This window comes from Pengzhenrongella sicca (assembly GCF_017569225.1).
In the GTDB taxonomy this organism is placed as follows: Bacteria; Actinomycetota; Actinomycetes; order Actinomycetales; family Cellulomonadaceae; genus Pengzhenrongella; species Pengzhenrongella sicca.
This window is the reverse complement of record NZ_CP071868.1, coordinates 2,251,312-2,273,980: the sequence shown is the minus strand read 5'-3', so window position 1 is coordinate 2,273,980 and position 22,669 is coordinate 2,251,312. Positions and strand designations below refer to the sequence as shown.

Genomic DNA, 22,669 nt, shown 5'->3' with positions numbered 1-22,669 from the left:
GCGAGTCTAGGTGCGGGGCGGCGGGGCCCCGACGGGCAGGCCGTGCGTGCGCAGGTCCCGGCGCAGCGTGGCGGCGTCCGTGAACAGCAGGCCGTGGAAGCCGGCGCGCGCCGCCGCCGCGACGTTCACGGGCGAGTCGTCCGTGAAGACCGTTCGCTCTGGGTCGAGCCCGTAGCGCTCGCGCAGCACCGCGAAGATCCTCGGGTCGGGCTTGGCGACGCCCTCCTGCCCGGAAACGACCACGCCCTCGAGCAGGCCGATCGCCGGCGCGGCCGGAACCGCGTGCCGGTACGTCTCGGCCGACCAGTTGGTCAGCCCCAGCACCCGTACGCCGCCCGCGACGAGCTCGCGCACCACCGCGGCCGACCCCGCGACCGGGCCCGGCAGCGAGGCCGCGAAATGCTCGAGGTACAGGTCGACCGCCCCCACGTGTTGCGGGAACCGCTCGGCGGTCCACGCGCGCGCCTGCGCCCAGCTGCGGCCCGCGTCCTGCCGCTGGTTGAACCGTGCGAAGTCGATCTCGGCGAAGAACTCGTCGACGTCGGCGCGCGCCATCCGGCCGTGGAACGGCAGGTAGGGGTCCCAGCGCACCAGCACGTTGCCGAGGTCGAACACGACCGCGTCGATACCGTCCGTCACATCATCTCCCGTGGGTCGAGCTGGATCCGGGCCGTGCCGGTCTCCCGGCGCAGGCTGCGCACCGCCGCCGACGCCGCGAGCGTGGCCGCGAGGGCGCCGCCGGCGGGCAGCGGTGCCCGGATGATGGCGCGCACCGGTCGCTCGAGCGTGCCCCCGCCGTCCCGGGCCCCCGGTCGCGCCGGCTCGTCGACCGCGACGGGTCCGAGCACCTGTGCGCCGGCGGGCAGGTCGAGCCGTGCGAGCACGGCCAGGACGGCGTCCCGGGTGCCGGTGACGGCCGCGATCCGCACCGCGGGCGGCAGGGCGAGCTCGGCGCGCTCGGCCAGCTCGCGCTCCGCGAAACCCACCGGGTCCCAGCGCACGAGCGCCTGCGTGGGCGCGGGCGCGGCGTCGCCCACGAGCAGCACGACGCCACCCTCGCCGGCCGGGCGCACGAGCGCCGCGGCGGTCAGCCACCGGTGCACGGCCTCCTCCCCCGTGTGCAGGGATACGCGTGCCGTGCTGACGGCGGCGTCCAGGAGCAGCGCCGCGGCGTAGCCGCCGTCGGCGACCGGCTCGGCCCCCGGCGTCGCGACGACGAGCGCCGGCCGGTCCTCGACCCGCGCGAGCACGCCCGCGACCGACGACGCTCCCGAGATCCGCACGGGGACCCCCGGGAAGGCGCGACCCAGCTCCTCCGCGGTCCGGTCGGAGCCGACACGGATCGAGCGCAGCGCGCCCGCGCCGCACTCGTCGCAGCGCCAGCCGGTCGCGAGCACGCCGCACCAGGTGCACTGCGGGACGCCCGCGGCCGAGCCGAGGGCGAGCGGGCCGTGGCAGGCGCCGCACCGCGCGATGGCGCGACAGCGCGCGCACGCGACCGCCGGCAGGTACCCGGCGCGCGGGACCTGGACCAGCACGGGGCCGACCGCGAGGGCCTTGCGCGCGGCCTGCCAGGCCTCCCCCGGCAGGCGGGCGGCCCCCGCGGCGCCCTCGCGGGCCAGGTCGATCGAGGTGAGCGCGCGCACGCGGGGGGTCCGGGCGCGCACGGTCGCGCGGTCGGCCTGCAGCGGCTGCGCCCAGCCGGCGGCCACGAGCTGCTGGGCCTCGGTCGTGCGGGCGTGACCGCCGATGAGCGCGGCGCAGCCGAGCAGCTCCGCCCGCAGCGCGAGGACCTCGCGCACGTGCGGGTACGGCGCGCGCGGCTCCGCGTGCAGGTCGTCGGAGTCATCCCAGCACACGACGAGGCCGAGGTCGCGCACCGGGGCCCACGCCGCGGCGCGGGTGCCGATCGCGACCTGCGCGCCCCCGCGCAGCACCGCGAGGAACGACCGGTACCGCTGCGCCGGGCCGTCGTCCGCCGTGAGGCGCGTGAACCCACCGGCGGCGCCCGGCGCCCAGGCCGCGACGCCGGCGCTGACGAGCGCGGCCGCCACCTGGTCGACGTCGCGCGCGTCGGGCACCACGACGAGCGAGCCGCGGCCGCTGAGCGCGGTGGCGACAACGGCCTGCGCGATCGCGTCCGCCCACCCGCGACCGGGCCCGCCCGGAAGGGCGGTCCACACCGCGCGAGGCGCGTGCCCGGCGCTCAGGTGCGCGAGGAAGGCGCCCCCGCCGCGGTGGTCGGCCCAGGCCGTGCCCGACGGCGTCGGCGCGGCTGGGGTCGGCGCGCCCGGCAGGGCCGGTGCGTCCGGCAGGGCCGGCGCGGTTGGCGCGCCCGGCAAGGCCGGGGTCGCCGCGGCCGACTCGGCCTCGACCCGCGCGTGCCGGGGCGGGATCGCGAGGCGCAGCACGTCCGCGAGGGTGCCGGCGTACCGGTCGGCGACCGCGCGGGCGAGTCGGCGCACCTCCGGCGTCAGCACGGCCTCGCCGGAGACGACCTTGCGCACGGGCGCGAGCTCGCCCGCGTGCTCGGCGACGGCGACGCGCTCGAGCAGGAAGCCGTCCACGTCCTGCCGGCCGAACCGGAGCTTGATGCGCGTGCCGGGGCGGGCGACGTCGTCGAGCGCGGCCGGCACGAGGTACTCGAACGCGCGGTCGAGGTGGGCCGGCGGAAGGTCGATGCACACGCGGGCGACGGGCAGCTCCGCCGCGATCGGGACCGCGGCCGCCGAGCGCGGGGCGCGGGGAGCGCGCGCCGCGGGCAGCCCCGCGAGCATCAGCTGCTCGCCGTCCGCCGCGGCGCCACCGCCACGGGTTGCCTCGCTCACGTCGTCCACCGCGTCATTCCCCACCGCGTCATCCCACCACGCGTCGCCCACGCGCCGCCGCGCGCCTCCACAGGCAGCGCCTCCACAGGCAGCGCCGCCACCGCCGGCCACCCCGGCGGCGCGACCCGCCGCGGGCGGGTCAGGAGAAGTGCGACTGGAGGTCGGCGACGCGGTCGGTGCGCTCCCAGGTGAAGTCGGGCAGCTCGCGGCCGAAGTGCCCGTAGGCCGCAGTGGACCGGTAGATCGGCCGCAGGAGGTCCAGGTCGCGGATGATCGCGGCCGGCCGGAGGTCGAACACGTCGCGGATCGCGGCCGTGAGCCGGCCGAGCGGGACGGTCTCGGTGCCGAACGTCTCGACGTACACGCCGACGGGCTGCGCCTTGCCGATCGCGTAGGCGACCTGCACCTCGCAGCGCCGCGCGAGCCCCGCGGCCACGACGTTCTTGGCGACCCAGCGCATCGCGTAGGCGCCGGACCGGTCCACCTTCGACGGGTCCTTGCCGGAGAACGCGCCGCCGCCGTGGCGTGCCATGCCGCCGTAGGTGTCGACGATGATCTTGCGGCCGGTGAGCCCGGCGTCGCCCTGCGGCCCGCCGATGACGAACATCCCGGTCGGGTTGACGAGCAGCCGGAAGCCGGCGGCGTCGAGGTCGACGGTCGCGAGCACGGGGGCCACGACGAGCTCGGCGATCCGCGGCGCCAGCTCGGTCTCGAGCTGGACGTCGGGGTCGTGCTGGGTCGAGACCACCACGGTGTCGACCCGGACGGGGCGGTCGCCGTCGTACCCGATGGTCACCTGGGTCTTGCCGTCCGGCCGCAGCCCGGGCACGAGCCCCTGCTTGCGGACCAGCGCGAGCCGCTCAGCGAGCCGGTGCGACAGCCAGATCGGCAGCGGCATGAGCGACGGCGTCTCGTCGCTCGCGTACCCGAACATGAACCCCTGGTCGCCGGCGCCCTGGGCGTCGAGCGGGTCGAGGTCGCCCGCGTCCTGGCGCATCTCCCAGGCCTTGTCGACGCCCTGCGCGATGTCGGGCGACTGTGCGCCGATCGAGACGGACACGCCGCACGAGTCGCCGTCGAACCCGATCCGGGACGACGTGTATCCGATCTCGCGGACCACCTGTCGCACGACCTGCGGGATCTCGACGTACGCGCTCGTGGTCACCTCGCCGGCCACGTGCACGAGCCCGGTCGTGACCATGGTCTCGACGGCCACGCGGGCGGCGGGGTCCTGCTCGAGCAGCGCGTCGAGGATCGCGTCGGAGATCTGGTCACAGACCTTGTCGGGGTGGCCCTCCGTCACGGACTCTGACGTGAACAGGCGCAAGTCGGCAGCAGTCATGGGCCCAGCGTAGTAGCGCGGTCCCGGTGTCCTCACCAGCTCCGCCGGCCGGCTGGGTAGTACCGCTAGCGCCGCAGCAACGGCCCGACCGCGTCCCACACCGCGTGGGCGACCTGGTCCTTGGTGCCGGCGCACTTGCCGACGACCTCGCCGCGCCCGTCGAGGATGGTGACGGCGTTGTCGACGGCGCCGAACCCGAGCCCGCCGCCGACGGCGTTCACGGCGAGCAGGTCGGCGCCCTTGCGGCGGGCCTTGGCCCGGCCGTGCTCGACGACGTCGGCGCTCTCGTCGCCCGTCTCGGCGGCGAACCCGACCACGACCTGCCCGGGCACCAGGCGCTGGGCCGCGAGCTCGGCCAGGATGTCGGGGTTGACCTCGAGCACGATGGGCTCGATCAGCCCGTCGGCGCGCTTCTTGATCTTGTGGCTCGCGGCGACGACGGGCCGGAAGTCGGCGACGGCGGCCGCCATCACGACGACGTCGGCGGTGCGCGCCGCGGCACGCACCTGCTCGCGCAGCTCGGCCGTGGTCTCGACGGCGACGACGGCGACGCCGGCCGGGGCGGGCAGCGTCACGTTCGCGGCGACGAGGGTCACGCGAGCCCCGCGGGCGCGGGCCGCGCGCGCGAGCGCGTACCCCTGCCGCCCGGAGGACCGGTTGCCGAGGTAGCGCACCGGGTCGAGCGGCTCGCGCGTGCCGCCCGCGGAGACGACGACGTGCCGGCCGGCGAGGTCCTGGGGGTGCGCGACGACGAGCTCGAGCGCCGCGGCGGCGATCTCCGCGGGCTCCGGCAGGCGGCCCGGCCCCGTGTCCGTGCCGGTCAGGCGGCCCTGCGCGGGTTCGAGCACGTGCACCCCGCGGGCGCGCAGCGTCGCGACGTTCGCGCGGGTCGCCGCGTGCTGCCACATCTCCGTGTGCATCGCGGGGGCGAGCAGCACGGGGCAGCTCGCGGTGAGCAGCGTGGACGTGAGCAGGTCGTCGGCCCGGCCCGTGGCGGCGCGCGAGAGCAGGTCGGCCGTGGCCGGCGCGACGATCACGAGGTCGGCGCCCTGCCCCAGCGTGACGTGCGGGACGTGCGCGGCGTCGTCGAAAACGTCGGACGTCGCGGGCTGCCCGGACAGGGCCTCCCACGTCGGCCGGCCGACGAACTCCAGCGCGGCCCGGGTCGGGACGACCCGCACCTCGTGGCCGGCCTCACGCAGCAGCCGTAGCAGCAGGACCGCCTTGTACGCGGCGATCCCGCCGGCAACTCCGAGGACGATGCGCACGTGCGAGCCGCCGTTCAGTGCCCTGGGCTCAGGCGTCGGTGGGCGTGATGGTGAGCAGGCCCTGGTTGATCTCGCGCATCGCGATCGACAGCGGCTTCTCCTGCGGGCGGGTCTCGACGAGCGGCCCGACGTACTCGAGCAGGCCCTCGTTGAGCTGCGAGTAGTACGCGTTGATCTGGCGGGCGCGCTTGGCGGAGTAGATCACCAGGGCGTACTTGGAGTCGGCCTTCTCGAGCAGCTTGTCGATGGGCGGGTCGGTGATGCCGATGGGCGCGGCGACGGTTCCGGACACATGTGCTCCTGGTGGATCTCGATGCGGATCTTCGGGCCGTGCCACCGGTGTCGATCGCCGGTGGCACGTGGGCTCGTGGGGTGGACCAGCGACATAGTCTACCGGGTCGGCAGTCCCATGACCTGGATGAGCTCGTCCGTGGCGCGGTGCACGTCGTCGTTCACGATCGAGACGTCGAACTCCGGCTCCGCGGCGAGCTCCACCTTGGCCGTGGTCAGGCGCCGCTCGCGCTCGGCCGGGCCCTCGGTGCCCCGCCCGACGAGCCGGCGTTCGAGCTCGGCCCACGACGGTGGGGTGAGGAACACGAACAGCGCGCCCGGCATCGTCTGGCGGACCTGACGCGCGCCCTGCAGATCGATCTCGAGCAGCGCGGGCTCCCCCGCGGCGAGCCGCGCCTCGACGGGCGCACGCGGGGTGCCGTACCGGTTCTTGCCGTGCACGACGGCCCACTCGAGCAGCTCGCCGCCGGCGACCATGCGGTCGAAGACGGAGTCGGTCACGAAGTGGTAGTGCACCCCGTCGACCTCGCCCGGGCGGGCCGACCGAGTCGTCGCCGACACGGAGAGCCAGACCTCGGGGTAGCGCGCGCGGATGTCGGCGGAGACGGTTCCCTTGCCGACGGCGGTGGGTCCGGCGAGGACGGCGAGCCGGGCTGACGACGTCATGGGCGGGGCGGGTCTCCTGAAGGTTGTGCGGGCGTCCGTGCACCGTCGAGCGGGCGCGAGCACGAGCGGAACGGGCGGGGTCGAGGATAGACCCCGCCCGCGACTGCCCCGGCCTCGGGTCAGCCGAAGCGCTCGACGAGCGCCTTCGCCTGGTGCGGGCCGAGCCCGCGGACCCGCCGGGTCTCGGAGATCCCGATCTCGGACATGATCGCTCGGGCCTTGACCTTGCCGACGCCCGGCATGGACTCGAGCAGGGCGACGACCTTGAGCTTGCCGATGACGTCGTCCTGCTGGCCCTGGGCGATCACTTCGGAGATCGAGCCCTGGGAGTACTTGAGGCGGTTCTTGACCTCGGCGCGGGCTTGCCGCGCCGCGGTGGCCTTCTGCAACGCGGCAGCACGTTGTTCGGGAGTGAGCGGCGGAAGGGCCACGCGATGTCACCTCATCGTGGTGGTGGGAACGTGCTTCTGAACCTAGCGACCGCGCCGCCCAGAGGCAATGCGGGCCGTGTCGTGACCGCCTCCGGCCGATTGGGGCCGGGGTGGAGCGCGGTCACGGATCGGGGGTCATGCAGTGTCCTGCCAGCACCTGCTTGAAAGATGCTGAGCGCCCTAGCGTAGGGCAATTGTGGCGTTGTCCGCGCCGCGCCGCGCAGCCTCGCGCAACGCGCTGACGTCGGGCCCCGCCGCGAGGACGGACCGGGAGGACGAGGCGAGCACCGCGCCGCGCGCGGCACCGAACACGGCGGCCAGTTCCGCGGCTCCCGCCCCCTGCGCGCCGACGCCCGGGGCCAGCAGCGGGCCGCGCACCGCGGCGAGGTCGAGGCCCAGCCGGCGCACGGCGTCGCCCACCGTCGCGCCCACGACGAGGCCGACCGAACCGAGCTGCGCGCCCGTGCGCGCGAGTTCCGCCGCGTTGAGCTCGCCTGCCGCGGCGGCGATCATGCCCGCGACGCTGTCGGTCGCCGGCGCGGGCGCGGCGGCGTGCTGGACGCTCGCGCCCTCGGGGTTGGACGTCAGGGCCAGCACGAACAGGCCGCGCCCGGTGGCGAGCGCGGCCTCGACGGCCGGGCCGAGCGAGCCGAAGCCCAGGAACGGCGAGACGGTCAGGGCGTCGCCGGCCAGCGGGGACCCGTCGCGTAGGTAGGCGTCGGCGTAGGCGGTCATGGTCGAGCCGATGTCGCCGCGCTTGGCGTCGACGATGACGAGCGTGCCGGCCGAGCGGCCGGCCGCGACGACCTCCTCGAGCACGGCGACGCCGGCGGAGCCGTGCCGCTCGAACAGGGCCGACTGCGGCTTGACCGCCGCGACATGCCCGCCGACGGCGTCCATCACCCGGGCGGCGAACTCGCGCATCCCCGTGGCGTCGTCGGGCAGCCCCCAGGCGGCGAGCAGGCCCGGGTGCGGGTCGATGCCGACGCACAGGGGCCCGTGCACGTCCATGGCGGTGGCCAGGCGGGCGCCGAACGGCGTCCGGCTGCGGCCGGGGCTCACGCCACGACCGCGGCGGCCAGCGTGGCGCCGTCGGCGCCGTCGGCCGCACCGGCGGTGAGGGCGGCCGCCGCGGTGCGCGCGGCGAGCCCCTGGCGCCGGGCCAGCGCGTCGGCGTCGTGCTCCTGCAGGCTCCGGACCGCGAACGGCCCGGCGAGCGCCGCCTCGATGCCCTGGACGGCGGCGCCGAGCTGCTGGACCGTCGTGACGATGGCCTTGTCAGCCGCCGTGGTCGCGGTGCGGATCTCGTAGCCGTCGGCGCGGGCGCCCTGGCCCGAGGGGGTGTTGACCACCATGTCGACCTCGCCGGCGCGGATCAGGTCGACGATCGTCGGCTCGTCGCCGGGGCCGCGGCCGGAGGAGAACTTGCGCACGACGCGCGAGGGGATGCCGCTGCGGCGCAGCACTCCCGCGGTGCCCTCGGTCGCCAGGATCTCGAAGCCCAGCTCGACGAGGCGCTTGATCGGGAACACGATCGAGCGCTTGTCCCGGTCGGCCACCGAGATGAACACGGTGCCCGAGGTCGGCAGGCCGCCGTACGCCGCGGCCTGGGACTTCGCGAACGCCGTCGGGAAGTCGACGTCGAAGCCCATCACCTCGCCGGTCGACTTCATCTCCGGGCCGAGGACCGTGTCGACGACCATGCCGTCGGAGGTGCGGAACCGCTTGAACGGCAGCACGGCCTCCTTCACGGCGATCGGTGCGTCGAGGTCGAGCACTCCCCCGTCCACGAGCGGGAGGATGCCGCTGGCGCGCAGGTCCGCGATCGTGTGCCCGGCCATGACGAGCGCCGCGGCCTTCGCGAGCGAGACGCCCGTCGCCTTCGACACGAACGGGACGGTGCGCGACGCGCGCGGGTTGGCCTCAAGCACGTACAGCACGTCGCTGACCAGGGCGAACTGCACGTTGAGCAGCCCGCGGACGCCGACGCCGCGCCCGATCGCCTCGGTCGAGCGGCGGATCCGCTCGAGCTCGGTGAGCGAGAGCGTGACCGGCGGCAGCGTGCACGCCGAGTCGCCGGAGTGGATGCCGGCCTCTTCGATGTGCTCCATCACGCCGCCGAGGAACATCTCGGTGCCGTCGAACAGCGCATCGACGTCGATCTCGATCGCGTCGTCGAGGAACCGGTCGATCAGCAGGGGCGCGTTCGAGCCCGCGGGCGCGCCGTGCGCCTCGTCGAACGCGCGCTGGACGTAGTGGGCCAGCTGGCCGTCGGTGTAGACGATCTCCATGCCGCGCCCGCCGAGCACGTACGAGGGCCGCACGAGCACGGGGTAGCCGATCGACGTGGCGACCTCGAGCGCCTGCTGGGGCGTCGTGGCGATCCCGAACGCGGGCGCGGGCAGGCCCGCGTCGGCGAGCACCTTGCCGAACACGCCGCGGTCCTCGGCCGAGTCGATCGCCTCGGGCGACGTGCCCAGGATCGGCAGCCCGGCGTCGGCCAGGCGCTGTGCGAGCGACAGCGGCGTCTGGCCGCCGAGCTGCACGATGATGCCTGCGACGGGGCCGGCGGCGAGCTCGGCCTCGTAGACCTCGAGCACGTCCTCGAACGTGAGGGGCTCGAAGTACAGCCGGTCGGAGGTGTCGTAGTCGGTCGAGACGGTCTCGGGGTTGCAGTTGACCATCACGGTCTCGAACTCGCCGCGCAGGGCCAGGGCCGCGTGCACGCACGAGTAGTCGAACTCGATGCCCTGGCCAATCCGGTTGGGTCCCGAGCCGAGGATGAGGATCGCCGGCCGGGACCGCGGGCGCACCTCGGTCTCGTCGTCGTAGCAGGAGTAGTGGTACGGCGTGCTGGCGGCGAACTCGGCGGCGCACGTGTCCACGGTCTTGTAGACGGGCCGCAGGTGCAGCACGTGGCGCGTGAGCCGAACCGCGTCCTCGCTCACGCCGCGCAGCTGGGCGATCTGCGCGTCGGACAGCCCGTTGCGCTTGGCCCGCACCAGGACGTCCCGGCTGAGCTCCCGCGCCGCCGCCGTCGCGGCCGCGACCTCGTTCACGAGCTGGATCTGGTCGAGGAACCAGGGGTCGATCCCGGTCGCGGCGTGCGCGTCCTCGAGCGAGACGCCGGCCCACAGGACCTGCTGGACGTCGACGAGGCGGTGCTCGGTGGGCCGCGAGATGGTCGCGACGAGCGCCGCCAGGGCGTCGCCGGTGAGCGGCGCGCCGTCCCAGCGGAAGACCGAGTCGCGCGTGTCGAGGGAGCGCATGGCCTTGCCGAGCGCCTCGGTGAAGTTGCGCCCGAGCGCCATAGCCTCGCCGACGCTCTTCATCGTCGTGGTGAGCGTGTCGTCGGCCGCCGGGAACTTCTCGAACGCGAACCGCGGCACCTTGACCACGACGTAGTCGAGCGTGGGCTCGAACGACGCGGGCGTCGACCCGGTGATGTCGTTGGTGATCTCGTCGAGCGTGTAGCCGACCGCGAGCCGCGCGGCGATCTTCGCGATCGGGAAGCCCGTCGCCTTCGACGCCAGCGCCGACGACCGCGACACGCGTGGGTTCATCTCGATGACGACGATGCGGCCCGTGCCGGGGTGCACCGCGTACTGGATGTTGCAGCCGCCGGTGTCGACCCCGACCTCGCGGATGACCGCGATGCCGATGTCCCGCATGCGCTGGAACTCGCGGTCCGTGAGGGTGAGCGCGGGCGCCACCGTCACGGAGTCGCCGGTGTGCACGCCGACGGGGTCGACGTTCTCGATCGAGCAGACGACCACGACGTTGTCGGCGCGGTCGCGCATCAGCTCGAGCTCGTACTCCTTCCAGCCGAGGATGGACTCCTCCATCAGCACCTCGGTGGTCGGCGAGTAGTGCAGGCCCTGGCCGGCGATCTGGCGCAGCCCCGCCTCGTCGTACGCGATCCCGGACCCGAGCCCGCCCATCGTGAACGACGGCCGAACCACCACCGGGTAGCCCAGGTCGGCGACCGCCGCGAGGCACTCGTCCAGAGTGTGCGCGATGACCGACCGCGCGCTCTCGGCGCCGCACCGCTCGACGACGCCCTTGAACAGCAGCCGGTCCTCCGCGAGGTTGATCGCCTCGATGTTCGCGCCGATGAGCTCGACGCCGTACTCCTCGAGCACGCCCGCGTCGCTGAGCTCGATCGCCGCGTTCAGCGCCGTCTGCCCGCCGAGGGTCGGCAGCAACGCGTCCGGGCGCTCCTTGGCGATGATGGACGTCAGCACGGCGAGCGTGATGGGCTCGATGTAGGTCGCGTCGGCGAACTCGGGGTCGGTCATGATCGTGGCCGGGTTGGAGTTGACCAGGATGACGCGCAGGCCCTCCTCGCGCAGGACGCGGCACGCCTGGGTCCCGGAGTAGTCGAACTCGGCGGCCTGGCCGATGACGATCGGCCCGGAGCCGATCACGAGGACGCTGGAGATATCGGTGCGGCGGGGCATCAGGCGAGTTCCTTCGGGGTGTCTGGGCCGGCGGTCGGGCTCGCCATCAGGTCGACGAAGCGGTCGAACAGGTACGCGGCGTCGTGCGGGCCCGCGGCGGCCTCGGGGTGGTACTGCACCGAGAAGGCGGGCAGGTCGAGCGCGTTCAGGCCCTCGACGACCTGGTCGTTGAGGCCGATGTGGGACACGACGACGCGGCCGTACCGACCGCCGTCGTACGGCGCGACCGACTCGCCCTCGAGCGGCGCGTCCACCGCGAAGCCGTGGTTGTGCGCGGTGATCTCGACCTTGCCGGTCGCGCGGTCGAGCACCGGCTGGTTCACGCCGCGGTGGCCGTACGCGAGCTTGTAGGTGCCGTAGCCGAGCGCGCGGCCGAGGATCTGGTTGCCGTAGCAGATGCCGAAGAACGGGATCCGCCGGTCGAGCACGGACCGCAGCAGTTCGACCTCGTGGGTCGCGGCGGCCGGGTCGCCGGGTCCGTTGGAGTAGAACACCCCGTCCGGCCCGATCTCCTCGATGTCCGCGATCGTCGCGGCCGACGGGAGCACGTGCACCCGCACGCCCCGCTCGGCGAGCCGCTGCGGGGTCATCGCCTTGATGCCGAGGTCGACGGCGACGACGGTCGCGACGGGCTCGGCGAGCGGCGCGCCGTCGGGACCGAGCGGTTCGACGACGTAGGCCGCGTCGGTCGAGACCTCGCCGGCGAGGTCGGCGCCCGCCATCGCGGGGGCCTGCCGCACGTCGGCGACCAGGTCGGCGTCGGTGCGCCGGGTCCCGTCGGGTCCCGTGAGCGCCGGGCCCGAGAAGATGCCGGCGCGCATCACGCCCCGCTCGCGCAGGTGCCGCGTGAGCGCGCGCGTGTCGATCCCCGAGATCCCGACGACGGACTCGGCGACCAGCGCGTCGTCGAGCGAGCCCGTCGCGCGCCAGTTGGACGCGCGGCGCGCCGGATCGCGCACGACGAACCCGGCGACCCACACGCGCGCGGACTCGGCGTCGTCGGCGTTGACCCCCGTGTTGCCGATGTGCGGCGCCGTCATGACGACGATCTGGCGGTGGTACGACGGGTCGGTGAGCGTCTCCTGGTAGCCGGTCATGCCGGTGTTGAAGACGATCTCCCCCCGCGTGCGTCCGCGCGCGCCGTAGGCCGCGCCGGCGAACGTGCGGCCGTCCTCCAGGACGAGGGTGGCCGGGCTGGGCTCGTTCACGGGTGCTCCTTCGTGGTCGCGCCGGGCTGGTCGGCGCCGCTGCGGTCAGGTGAGTGCGGGGGTGGGTCGGCGGCCGCGGCGACGAGCGTGCGCACCGCCTCGAGCAGCAGCGCGCGGTCGGCGGCGCGCCGCGGTCGCAGGCCGGTGTCGAGCGCCGTCCCGCCGGGCCCGGGGGCCTGCCAGGTCAGCACGACGAGGCCGTCGCGGCCGACGAACTTCCCGGCCATGCCGGCCGCCGGCGCGGCGCCGCGCAGCGCGGCCGCGGGGATGAACAGGTCGCGGGCGCCCGTGCGCTGCACGCACACCCCGCCGGCGTGCACGGTGGTCACGGCGCGGGACCGGACGCCGAGGTCGTGCACGACGACGCGGTCGAGCCAGTCGCCCGCGAGCGTGCTCGAGACGTAGGTGCCCTCGATGGGGGCGGTGCGCGCGGGGCCGAGCGCGGCGTCGTCGGCCGCGGGGAAGTCGGGCAGCTCGGGCACGACGACGGCCGTACGGCGGGCGCGCCCGCGCCAGCCCGCGACCATCGCCGCGCAGACGGCGGCGCAGGCCAGTGCGAGGAGCGCGACGGTCAGCAGGGGCGGCATCAGCTCGCGCGCCCATAGGCCGCGGCCGGCGTGCGCGCGACGGCGTGCCCGGCGAGCACGGTCGCGCGCCCGCGGAGGAACGTCGCGACGACCCGCCCCGGCAGCTCGCGCCCGGTGAACGGGGAGTTCGCGCTCGCGGTGGCCTGCATCTCGGGATCGACCACCCAGCGCGCGGCCGGGTCCACGAGCGTGAGGTTCGCGGGCTCGCCGACGGCGAGCGGGCGCCCCTGCGGGCGGTCGCCCGCGGTGATCCGCCCGATGGCGGCGGGCGCGCTCGACATCACGCGCGCGACGTCGGCCCAGGTCAGGCGCCCGGTGTCGACCATCGTGAGCTGGACGACGCTGAGCGCCGTCTCGAGGCCGGTCATCCCGTTGGCCGCGGCGGCCCACTCGCAGTCCTTGTCCTCGCGGGTGTGCGGGGCGTGGTCGGTCGCGACGATGTCGATCGTGCCGTCCGCGAGGCCCGCGCGCACCGCCTCGACGTCGGCCGCGGTGCGCAGCGGCGGGTTGACCTTGAAGATCGGCGAGTACCCGCGCACCAGGTCGTCCGTGAGCAGCAGGTGGTGCGGCGTGACCTCGGCCGTGACGGCGATGCCCCGCGCCTTGGCCCAGCGGATCAGGTCGACCGACCCGGCCGTGGACAGGTGGCACACGTGCAGGCGCGACCCGACGTGCTCGGCGAGCAGCACGTCGCGCGCGATGATCGCCTCCTCGGCGACGGCGGGCCAGCCCGCCAGGCCCAGCTCGGCCGACACGACGCCCTCGTTCATCTGGGCGCCGGCCGTGAGCCGGTCCTCCTGCGAGTGCTGCGCGATGACGCCGTCGAAGGCCTTGACGTACTCGAGAGCGCGGCGCATCAGGACCGGGTCCGTGACGCACTTGCCGTCGTCGGAGAACACGCGCACCCGCGCGGCCGACGTGGCCATCGCGCCGAGCTCGGCGAGGTGCGTCCCGCCCAGGCCGACGCTGACGGCGCCGACGGGGTGCACGTCGACCCAGCCGGCGTCGCGGCCGAGCCGCCACACCTGCTCGACGACGCCCGCCGTGTCCGCGACCGGCGTCGTATTGGCCATCGCGTGCACCGAGGTGAACCCGCCGAGCGCGGCGGCGCGGGTGCCGGACTCGACCGTCTCGGCGTCCTCGCGGCCGGGCTCGCGCAGGTGCGTGTGCAGGTCCACGAGCCCCGGCAGCGCGACGAGCCCGCGCGCGTCGAGCTCCACGAGCTCGCCGGCGCCCGGCGCGGCCGCGGTGGCGGCCAGCGCCGCCTCGACGTCGGCGCCGATCGCGGCGATCACGCCGCCCGCGAGCAGCAGGTCGGTCGGCTCACCGCCGAGCGGCGCCGCGCCGCGCAGGACGTACCTGGTCTCGCCGTCGTGCGCCTCGCCGGTCACGCGATCCCCACCCTCTCGTCGGTCAGTACTCGGTCGGGGCGTGCGCCCGACTGCGCCGCCTCGGCGGGCCGCTGGTCGCCCGCGAGCAGCAGGTACAGCACCGCCATCCGCACAGCGACCCCGTTGGCCACCTGCTCGACGATCACGGCGCGGGCCGAGTCGGCGGCGTCGGCGGAGATCTCGAGGCCGCGGTTCATCGGGCCGGGGTGCATGACGATCGCGTGGTCCGGCAGCAGCCGGAGCCGGCGCGCGTCGAGCCCGTACCCGCGCGTGTACTCGAGCGGGTTCGGGAAGAACGCGCCGCCCGCGCCGCCGGCGGTCATCCGCTCGCGCTGGACCCGCAGCATCATGATCGCGTCCGGCTGCTGCTCGCGCAGCACCTCGTCGAGGTGGTACGAGACCCGGCACGGCCACGTCTCGACGCCGACCGGCACGAGCGTGGGTGGCGCGACGAGCGTGACGTCCGCGCCGAGGGTGCGCAGCAGCAGGACGTTGGACCGGGCGACGCGGGAGTGCAGCACGTCCCCGACGATCGCGACCTTGAGCCCGGCGAGGTCGCGCCCGGCGGGGTCCGCTCCCCCGCGCAGGCCGACCAGGTGGCGCCGGATCGTGTACGCGTCCAGGAGCGCCTGCGTCGGGTGCTGGTGGGTGCCGTCGCCGGCGTTGATCACGGCGCCGTCGACCCAGCCGGAGTGCGCCAGGGTGTGCGGCGCGCCCGAGGCCTGGTGCCGGATGACGACGGCGTCAGCGCCCATCGCCTGCAGGGTCAGCGCCGTGTCCTTGAGCGACTCGCCCTTGGACACGCTCGACCCCTTGGCCGAGAAGTTGATGACGTCGGCCGAGAGCCGCTTGGCGGCGGTCTCGAACGAGATGCGGGTCCGGGTCGAGTCCTCGAAGAACAGGTTGACGACCGTGCGCCCGCGCAGCGTGGGCAGCTTCTTGATCTCGCGCGACTGGGTCGCGGCCATCTGGGCGGCGGTGTCGAGGATGCCGATGGCCGCGGCGCGGTCGAGGTCCGCGGTGGACAGCAGGTGCCTCATCGTGCGCCCCCGTCCGGGTCCTCAATGAGTACGGCGTCCTCGCCGTCCGTCTCGGTGAGCAGCACGCGTACGCGCTCGTGGTGCGACGTCGGCAGGTTCTTGCCGACGTAGTCGGGGCGGATCGGCAGCTCGCGGTGGCCGCGGTCCACGAGCGCGGCGAGCTGGACCGCCCGGGGCCGGCCGAGGTCGCTGATCGCGTCGAGCGCCGCCCGGATCGTGCGGCCCGAGTACAGGACGTCGTCGACCAGGACGACGATCTTGCCGTCGATGCCCGACGCCGGCAGCTGGGTCGCGCCGATCGCGCGGGTCGGGTGGTGGCGCAGGTCGTCGCGGTACATCGTCACGTCGAGGCTGCCGACGAGCGCGGCGGCGTCGAGACCGGGCTCGACGGCCGCGAGGCGGGCCGCGAGCCGGACCGCGAGCGGGAGGCCGCGGGTCGGGATGCCGAGCAGCACGAGGTCGGAGCCGCCCTTGTTGCGCTCGAGGATCTCGTGGGCGATGCGGGTCAGCGCCCGCACGATCTCGGGGGCGCCGAGCACGAGGGTCGGTCCGCTCGCACGGGGCACAACGGGTCCAGCTGTCATCTGACGTGCTCCTTCCCCGCCTCACAGGACGGGCCTTAAAGGAATGTCTGCCAGGGCAGGATCTTACCGCCGTGCCGGGGCGGTCGCCCCGGCGTCCACACCAGGTGCTCGAAGGTGCTCGATTTTGCGTGCGAACGCTCGGTGATGACCGGAACTGGCCTTGGGGGTCAGATCCTGCCAACTCGGGCAAACCTGAGGTTGCTCGCGCGTCAGGGTTCAGATGCCCGGCCCGGCGACCGATAGTACCGAGGTGGAGAACTCCGTCGCCGGGTGGGCGGCCGTCGCGCAGTGCGTGACTGCCGGCTACATCAGCGCGCTCTGCTACCAGCACTGGGCGGACTGGCGGACCGACCGTCGCACCGTGTCCGCCGCGTGGTTGATGGCGTGGACCGCCGCCCTCGCGGTGCTCTTCCTGCTCAACGGCGCCGTGGCAGCGATGCCCGCCGGCCGCGGTCTCGAGATCGCTCAGTTCGGGAGGTCCGCCGCGCTCACCGCGACGCTGCTCCTGGCGCTTCCCGCGATCAAGGTCTTCGCGGGCGGCCGGCCGATCCGGTGGTACGTGGTGCTCACGAGCGTCCTGGTCGCCGCGCGCATCGCGCTGTGGCTCGCGACCGACCTCGCCTACGCCCGCGAGGTCGCCGGCGGCCTGTCGTCGTACGGCGTGCTCGTGGTGCTGTCGATCGTCGCCCCCCTCGCCGTCGTGATCTGGTACGCCGTCACCTCGATCATGCGGATGCCCGCGAGCCGGGTCCGCCTGGCCGCCCAGGCCGCCGGTGTCGCGAGCGTCGGGGCCCTGCTCGGTGCCCTCCTCCTGCCGCCCGGGCCCGCCGTCGAGCTGCTGGCCAGCGTCTGGGCCATCCCCCTCGTCGTCCTGCTGCAGGCCATGCGGGTCATCCGCGGGCGCGTCGCCGAGAAGCAGGCGCGACGCCAGCACGGCATGCGCGACGCGCTCGCCTCGATCGGGAACGACTCGTGGTTCGCCAGGGAGCCCCGCTCGCTGCTCGCGCTCGCGCAGACCGCGGCCCGCGAGCAGCTCGACGACCCGTCGATCGTGGGCACCATGCGCGCGTTGTCGCGCGGTCGGTTCTCGACGGACTTCCACTCCGTGGCCGGGCTCGAGCCGGACCCGTTGGCCCGCGGCTTCCTCGACGACCTGCGCCGGCTCGTCTCGGTCACGGCCGAGCGGGTCCAGCTCGCGGACGAGCTGCGCGAGGCGGCCTTCACCGACTCGCTCACGCTCGTGCCGAACCGCCGCGCGCTCGAGCGCCACCTCGCGCAGGCGGTCGCGCGCGCGGGCCAGAACGGCACCCGGCTCGGCGTCCTGTACTGCGACATCGACGGCTTCAAGGTCGGCAACGACCAGCACGGGCACGCCTGGGGCGACTACCTGTTGCGCCGCACCGCGCGCCACCTGCAGGCGAATGTGGCCTCGACGGACGTCGTGGCGCGGTTCGGGGGCGACGAGTTCGTCGTCGTGATCGAGGGCGAGATCTCCGGTGGAGACCTCGTCGAGCTTGCGAAGCGCATCCACACCGGCGGCGATCTCGACGCGCCGGACGAGGTCGCGCTGTCGTTGTCGGTCGGCATCGCGCTGTGGGCGCCCGGGGGCACCACCGACCCCGAGCAGCTGCTCCGCGAGGCGGACACCGCGATGTTCGAGGCCAAACGGCGACCGGGCGGCGTCGTCGTGTTCGACGACGCGCTGCGCACCCGCATGCTGACGGAGCAGAGCCTGCGCCGCGACCTCGACCTCGCCCTCGAGCGCGACGAGCTGGTGCTGCACTTCCAGCCGATCGTCGACGCGGCGACCCTCGAGGTCGTCAGCGTCGAGGCGCTCGTGCGCTGGCAGCACCCCGACGGGGTGCGGATGCCGGCGCAGTGGATAGCCTTCGCCGAGGAGACCGGGCTGATCGTGCCGATCGGGCGCCGGCTGGTGACGCTGGCGCGCGCTGGCGCCGAACGACTCGGCCTGCCCGTCGCGGTGAACGTCGCGGCCCGCCAGCTCGCCGAGCCGCTGTTCCTCGAGCACCTGCGGCTCGATTGGGGCGACGACAACTGGCACCTGCTCACGCTCGAGATCACCGAGAGCGCGCTGCTCGAGGACCTCACCCACGTCATCGCAGCCCTGACGTCCGTCCGCGCGCTCGGCGCCCGCGTCTCGATCGACGACTTCGGCACGGGCTACAGCTCGTTCGCCCGGCTCGCGACGCTGCCCGTGGACGTCCTCAAGATCGACCAGGCGTTCGTGCACGACCTCGATCTGCCGGGCGGCGTCGCCGTCGTCCGTGCGATCGTGACGCTCGCGCAGGCCTACGGCCTCGACGTCATCGCCGAGGGCGTCGAACGAAGCGACCAGCTCGACACGCTGGCCGCGCTCGGCGTCCCGAAGCTGCAGGGCTACCTGCTCGGCCGCCCGTCCGCGCAGGCGCCCCGCCGCGTCGACCTGGCCGGCGACGTCGTGACCGGGCCGATCAGGAGAGCGGACTCGGTCTGAGCCGGGTGACTCAGGCTGCAGATCCGGTTACGCGAGAATCGTCGGCTTGAGGTCGAGGATGCGGCCGAGCAGCCCGTTGACGAACGTCGGGGAGTCGTCGGTCGACAGCGTGCGCGCGAGCTCGACGGCCTCGTTCACCGCGACGGCGTCCGGCACGCCCGCGTTGTAGAGGATCTCCCACGTGCCGATGCGCAGCAGGCCGCGGTCGACCGCCGGCATCCGCTCGAGGGTCCACCCGTGCGAGTGCGTGGTGAGCAGCTCGTCGATGCGGTCCTGCTCGGCGACGACGCCCTCGACGATCTCGATCGAGTACTGCGGCAGCGCCGCCTCGGTGCCCGGCTGCGTGATGCGCTGCGCGAGCAGGGTCACGGGATCGACCTGCCGCTGCTCCGCCTCGAACAGCACGTCGAGAGCGCGCTTGCGGGCCTTGGTACGAGCACCCATCGTCAGTCGTTCACTCGGCCGAGGTAGCCGCTGTCGCGCGTGTCCACCTTGACCTTGGTGCCGGTCTCGATGAAGAGCGGGACCTGGATCTCGTGGCCCGTCTCGAGCGTGGCCGGCTTGGTCCCGCCCGTGGAGCGGTCGCCCTGCAGGCCGGGCTCGGTGTAGCTGACCTCGAGCACGACGGACGGCGGCAGCTCGACGTACAGCGGTGCGCCGTCGTGGGTCGCGACGAGGGCGTTCTGGTTCTCGAGCAGGAAGCGGGTGGCGTCCCCGACGGTTGCCTCGGAGACCATGATCTGGTCGAACGTCGAGGTGTCCATGAAGACGAAGTCGGTGCCGTCCTTGTACAGGTACTGCATGTCGCGCTTGTCGACGTTGGCCGTCTCGATCTTCAGGCCGGCGTTGAACGTCTTGTCCACGACCTTGCCCGACAGCACGCTCTTGAGCTTGGTGCGGACGAACGCGCCGCCCTTGCCCGGCTTGACGTGCTGGAAGTCGATGACGGTCCAGAGCTGGCCGTCGATCTTGAGCACGGTGCCGTTCTTCAGGTCATTCGTCGTGGCCACGGGTGGCTGCTTCCTGTCGAGTTGAGAAGGTGCGGGGCGCCAGTGCCGCGAGCAGCCCGGCGCCAGACCGACCGTGATTCTATCGCGGCATTCAGCCGGGGATGATCGCGCCGCCGAGCAGCGCGAGACCGCCAACCCCCGCCAGGGCCGCCCACACCATCGAGGTGAGGGTGCCGATGACGAACCGCTCGGACGCCGCAGGGTTCTCGCGCAGCTCGGGGTACCGGCCCAAACCCTTGATCGCGATGACGAACGCGATGGCGGCCGGGTAGCCCGCGAGCAGGGCGCCGGTGATCGCGAGTCGCTCGAGCAGCCCGATCCAGGTACCGCCCCGCAGGACGGACTCGGCGCCGGCCGGGCCGGTTGCGGCCAGGGTCGGGGCGGTACCGCCGGCGGGGGTCGTGCTGGCGCCGGAAGCCGGGGGCGTCGGGCCGGGCGGGGGGCCGGCGTCGCCGGACCGCGAGGCGAGCCGCAGGACGACGACCGTCGCGGCCCAACCCCCGGCGACGGACAGGGTCAGCGCGCCCACGGCCACGAGCGCGACGAGCCAGCCGTTCATCGGGTCACCGAGCTGCCGATGCCCGAGCTGCCGACGCCCACGCCGTCGACGCCCGCGGTGTCGTGGCGATGATCGACGCCCGCGGCGTCGAGCAGGCGCGCGGCGAGCGGCCGCGCGGCGAGCTCCTCGGCCCAGAGCGCGGTGCGGAGCCGCTGACTGACCGCTTGCTGCGTGATTCCCAGGCGCATGGCGACATCCTCCTGGCGGGCACCCACACCGGCCGCCCCGAGCGTGTCGATGACCTCCCAGCCAGCCGCGGTGCGGCGCCCGGCCACGGCGGCCACGAGGACCAGGACGGCCTCGGCGTCGGCTGCCGCCGCCGCATCCGCTCCCCCGACCGACAGCGGCACGGCGCGGACGCGGCTCTTCGCGCGCTCGACCGCGCCCCGCGCAAGGTAGAACGCCTCGCCGGTGCCGGCCCGCGCCGTCGGCGGCAGCGGGAGCTCGACGGGACCCGAGCCGATCCCGACGCTCCAGCCCCCGCGGCGCAGGATGGTCAGCGCGAGGTCGACGGCGACGGTCGCCTCGGACACGACGGCCTGGACTTCGTCGCCGACCGTCCGCTCGAACGGCCGCACGACTCCCCGGGCGCCGATGGCCGCGGCCGGTAGCGTCCTAAACGCGCTCAGCAGCTCGTCGACGCGGTCCCCGACCCGCCGGCTCCCCACCTGATCGATCGTCAACACGAACATCCCACAACCCTACCCCCTGGTACCCACCCCAACAACCCCACCCCCTTGTCTCCCCCCCACCCCGCCCCGCCCCTCCCCCCCGCCCCTCCCCCACCCGGTTTTCAGAGGATTCGGTGCGCGAGACGAGCGGATTCCGCTGATTTCCGGCCTAGTGGGGATGTGGGCGACCACAGGCGGGGTCGGCGCAGCGGTGTGCACAGGGCGTGCGCGGGACTCTCGACCTGGGTTCGCCCGCGAGGGAGCGTGCGGCATGACCGATCGAGCTCCAGCGCACCATCCGGCAGACCGAGATCCGGCAGGGCTTCGTCCGGCGGCTCGGCTTCCGGCCGCCCGGTATCCGGCCGGGTGGGCGCCCGCGGTCGCGGTGCGCCAGGCGGGGCTGTTCACCGGCGCGCAGGCGGTGGCGGCCGGGATGACGGTTGCGCAGGTTCGGCGGCGACGCCAGACGGGCCGCTGGGTGACGGTCGTCGGGGCCGCGCTCGCGCCCGCCGGGCTCGAGCTCACGCCCTGGCACCTCGCGCACGGCGCGTGGCTCAGCTGGCCGGACGCCGTCGTCTGCCTCGGGACCGCGGCGCGGGTGCACCGCCTTCCGGTCCCGGACGACGGCCGCGTGCACGTCCTCGTCCCGTCCCCGCGGGCCGCCCGGGGCGCGCTCAGCCCCCACCAGTTCGCGGTTCGGCCCGCGGACGTCTCGCGCGCCGGCCGCGCCCCGATCACGACCTTCGCGCGCACGCTGTTCGACTGCATCGGCCGGCTGGACGACCGCACGTCCGAGCACCTGGTGATCTGGGCGCTGACGCGTGAGCTCTACAGCCGGGAGGAGCTCGAGCTGGCGCTCGCGCAACGTCCTCGCCGGTGGGGCAACACCCGCCGACGCCGCGCGCTCGCCGACACCCGGACGGGCGCGATGGGACCGGCGGAGCGCCGCCTGCACGCGATCCTCACGAACGCCGGCATCACCGGGTGGCTGGCCGACGTGCCGGTCGTCGACGCAGACGGCACCATCGGCCGCGCGGACGTGCTGTTCCCCGCGGTCGGGCTGGTCATCGAGGTCGACGGCGTGGCCTACCACGGCGCCGACCAGTTCCAGGGTGACCGGACCCGCCAGAACCGGCTGGTCAACGCCGGCCTGACGGTGCTCCGGTTCACCTGGCAGGACCTGACGGAGGGGCCGACGGAGGTCGTGCGCCAGATCACGACGGCGCTCCACCGCCTAGCGGACACGCTTTCCTGAGGAATCGGTGCGCGAGACGCACACTATTCGCTGAAAACCGGGCGGGGGGCGGGGCGGGGCGGGGCGAGGCGGGTGAGCGGGTTAGGTCGCTAGGCGGGTTGCTAGTGCTGTGAGGGCTAGGCGGTAGCTGTCGAAGCCGAAGCCGGCGATCGTCCCCGTGGCGACCTCGCCGATCACCGACAGGCGGCGGAAGTTCTCGCGTGCGGCCGGGTTGGACAGGTGCACCTCGACGAGCAGGAGGCCGGCGCTGGTCACCTGGGCCGCGGCGTCGCGCAGCGCGTAGGAGTAGTGCGTGAAGGCCGCGGGGTTGAGCACGACGTGCGTGCCGGCGTCGACGGCCCCGTGCAACCAGCCGACCAGCTCGGACTCGTCGTCGCTCTGCCGCACCTCGACCGTGAGCCCGAGACCGGTACCCCAGCTCGTCGCGGCGGCGACGAGGTCGGCGTGCGACGCCGCGCCGTACACCTCGGGCTCACGCACCCCGAGCCGGCCGAGGTTCGGTCCGTTCAGCACCAGCACACCAGTCATGCGCGAACCCTAGCCGCCACCCTCTCAGGACGCGGTTTTCCGAGGTTTCGGTGCGC

21 protein-coding genes are annotated in these 22,669 nt (G+C 74.3%); 2 read left to right on the top strand and 19 right to left on the bottom strand.

Annotated elements, in window-relative coordinates; all coding sequences use genetic code 11:
• Window positions 1-6: 6 nt before the first annotated feature.
• The 14 genes from J4E96_RS10360 to pyrR form a co-directional block, all read right to left on the bottom strand.
• Window positions 7-639, bottom strand: coding sequence for an HAD family hydrolase (locus J4E96_RS10360; protein ID WP_227422034.1), 633 nt, complete (start codon window positions 637-639; stop codon window positions 7-9).
• Window positions 636-2,777: a primosomal protein N' gene (locus J4E96_RS10355; RefSeq protein WP_227425724.1), complete on the bottom strand. Its 2,142-nt coding sequence runs from the start codon at window positions 2,775-2,777 to the stop codon at window positions 636-638. Before J4E96_RS10355 ends, J4E96_RS10360 begins: the two co-directional genes overlap by 4 nt.
• Window positions 2,778-2,967: 190 nt before the next feature.
• Window positions 2,968-4,170: a methionine adenosyltransferase gene (metK, locus tag J4E96_RS10350; protein ID WP_227422033.1), complete on the bottom strand. Its 1,203-nt coding sequence runs from the start codon at window positions 4,168-4,170 to the stop codon at window positions 2,968-2,970.
• A gap of 65 nt (window positions 4,171-4,235) precedes the next feature.
• Window positions 4,236-5,438, bottom strand: coding sequence for a bifunctional phosphopantothenoylcysteine decarboxylase/phosphopantothenate--cysteine ligase CoaBC (coaBC, locus tag J4E96_RS10345; protein ID WP_227422032.1), 1,203 nt, complete (start codon window positions 5,436-5,438; stop codon window positions 4,236-4,238).
• A gap of 28 nt (window positions 5,439-5,466) precedes the next feature.
• Window positions 5,467-5,730, bottom strand: coding sequence for a DNA-directed RNA polymerase subunit omega (gene rpoZ / locus J4E96_RS10340; protein ID WP_227422031.1), 264 nt, complete (start codon window positions 5,728-5,730; stop codon window positions 5,467-5,469).
• A 98-nt stretch (window positions 5,731-5,828) separates the two neighbouring features.
• Complete coding sequence (gene gmk, locus J4E96_RS10335) at window positions 5,829-6,395, bottom strand: guanylate kinase (protein ID WP_227422030.1); 567 nt, start codon at window positions 6,393-6,395, stop codon at window positions 5,829-5,831.
• Window positions 6,396-6,514: 119 nt separating this feature from the next.
• A complete protein-coding gene (gene mihF, locus J4E96_RS10330) occupies window positions 6,515-6,826 on the bottom strand; it encodes an integration host factor, actinobacterial type (RefSeq protein WP_227422029.1) in 312 nt (103 codons plus the stop codon).
• Window positions 6,827-7,006: 180 nt separating this feature from the next.
• The gene (gene pyrF / locus J4E96_RS10325; protein ID WP_406620458.1) at window positions 7,007-7,837 is read right to left on the bottom strand and encodes an orotidine-5'-phosphate decarboxylase; all 831 of its coding nucleotides are present in this window, start codon (window positions 7,835-7,837) and stop codon (window positions 7,007-7,009) included.
• 47 nt (window positions 7,838-7,884) lie between these two features.
• On the bottom strand, window positions 7,885-11,286 hold the full coding sequence (gene carB, locus J4E96_RS10320) for a carbamoyl-phosphate synthase large subunit (protein WP_227422027.1): 3,402 nt from the start codon (window positions 11,284-11,286) through the stop codon (window positions 7,885-7,887).
• Complete coding sequence (gene carA / locus J4E96_RS10315; RefSeq protein WP_227422026.1) at window positions 11,286-12,494, bottom strand: glutamine-hydrolyzing carbamoyl-phosphate synthase small subunit; 1,209 nt, start codon at window positions 12,492-12,494, stop codon at window positions 11,286-11,288. Before carA ends, carB begins: the two co-directional genes overlap by 1 nt.
• Window positions 12,491-13,081 (bottom strand): PH-like domain-containing protein, encoded by a 591-nt coding sequence (locus J4E96_RS10310; protein WP_227422025.1) that lies wholly within the window; start codon window positions 13,079-13,081, stop codon window positions 12,491-12,493. Before J4E96_RS10310 ends, carA begins: the two co-directional genes overlap by 4 nt.
• The gene (locus J4E96_RS10305) at window positions 13,081-14,472 is read right to left on the bottom strand and encodes a dihydroorotase (RefSeq protein ID WP_227422024.1); all 1,392 of its coding nucleotides are present in this window, start codon (window positions 14,470-14,472) and stop codon (window positions 13,081-13,083) included. Before J4E96_RS10305 ends, J4E96_RS10310 begins: the two co-directional genes overlap by 1 nt.
• Window positions 14,469-15,512 carry an aspartate carbamoyltransferase catalytic subunit gene (locus tag J4E96_RS10300; RefSeq protein ID WP_227422023.1) on the bottom strand — a complete coding sequence of 348 codons (1,044 nt, stop codon included), beginning with the start codon at window positions 15,510-15,512 and terminating at the stop codon, window positions 14,469-14,471. The genes J4E96_RS10305 and J4E96_RS10300 overlap by 4 nt, the downstream gene beginning before the upstream one ends.
• A complete protein-coding gene (gene pyrR, locus J4E96_RS10295) occupies window positions 15,509-16,096 on the bottom strand; it encodes a bifunctional pyr operon transcriptional regulator/uracil phosphoribosyltransferase PyrR (RefSeq protein ID WP_227422022.1) in 588 nt (195 codons plus the stop codon). Before pyrR ends, J4E96_RS10300 begins: the two co-directional genes overlap by 4 nt.
• A gap of 250 nt (window positions 16,097-16,346) precedes the next feature.
• Here pyrR and J4E96_RS10290 point away from each other — a divergent pair, with 250 nt between their 5' ends.
• Complete coding sequence (locus J4E96_RS10290) at window positions 16,347-18,590, top strand: putative bifunctional diguanylate cyclase/phosphodiesterase (RefSeq protein ID WP_227422021.1); 2,244 nt, start codon at window positions 16,347-16,349, stop codon at window positions 18,588-18,590.
• Window positions 18,591-18,617: 27 nt separating this feature from the next.
• Here J4E96_RS10290 and nusB read toward each other — a convergent pair whose 3' ends face one another.
• The 4 genes from nusB to J4E96_RS10270 form a co-directional block, all read right to left on the bottom strand.
• Window positions 18,618-19,034 (bottom strand): transcription antitermination factor NusB, encoded by a 417-nt coding sequence (gene nusB, locus J4E96_RS10285; RefSeq protein ID WP_227422020.1) that lies wholly within the window; start codon window positions 19,032-19,034, stop codon window positions 18,618-18,620.
• 2 nt (window positions 19,035-19,036) lie between these two features.
• The gene (efp, locus tag J4E96_RS10280) at window positions 19,037-19,600 is read right to left on the bottom strand and encodes an elongation factor P (RefSeq protein WP_227422019.1); all 564 of its coding nucleotides are present in this window, start codon (window positions 19,598-19,600) and stop codon (window positions 19,037-19,039) included.
• Between the two features lie 91 nt (window positions 19,601-19,691).
• Window positions 19,692-20,159: a hypothetical protein gene (locus tag J4E96_RS10275; protein ID WP_227422018.1), complete on the bottom strand. Its 468-nt coding sequence runs from the start codon at window positions 20,157-20,159 to the stop codon at window positions 19,692-19,694.
• Window positions 20,156-20,851: a hypothetical protein gene (locus J4E96_RS10270; protein ID WP_227422017.1), complete on the bottom strand. Its 696-nt coding sequence runs from the start codon at window positions 20,849-20,851 to the stop codon at window positions 20,156-20,158. The genes J4E96_RS10275 and J4E96_RS10270 overlap by 4 nt, the downstream gene beginning before the upstream one ends.
• A 250-nt stretch (window positions 20,852-21,101) precedes the next feature.
• On the opposite strand from J4E96_RS10270, the gene J4E96_RS10265 reads away from it, so the two are divergent.
• Window positions 21,102-22,085 (top strand): DUF559 domain-containing protein, encoded by a 984-nt coding sequence (locus J4E96_RS10265; protein ID WP_227422016.1) that lies wholly within the window; start codon window positions 21,102-21,104, stop codon window positions 22,083-22,085.
• Between the two features lie 81 nt (window positions 22,086-22,166).
• Here J4E96_RS10265 and J4E96_RS10260 read toward each other — a convergent pair whose 3' ends face one another.
• On the bottom strand, window positions 22,167-22,613 hold the full coding sequence (locus J4E96_RS10260) for a type II 3-dehydroquinate dehydratase (protein WP_227422015.1): 447 nt from the start codon (window positions 22,611-22,613) through the stop codon (window positions 22,167-22,169).
• Window positions 22,614-22,669: the final 56 nt, after the last annotated feature.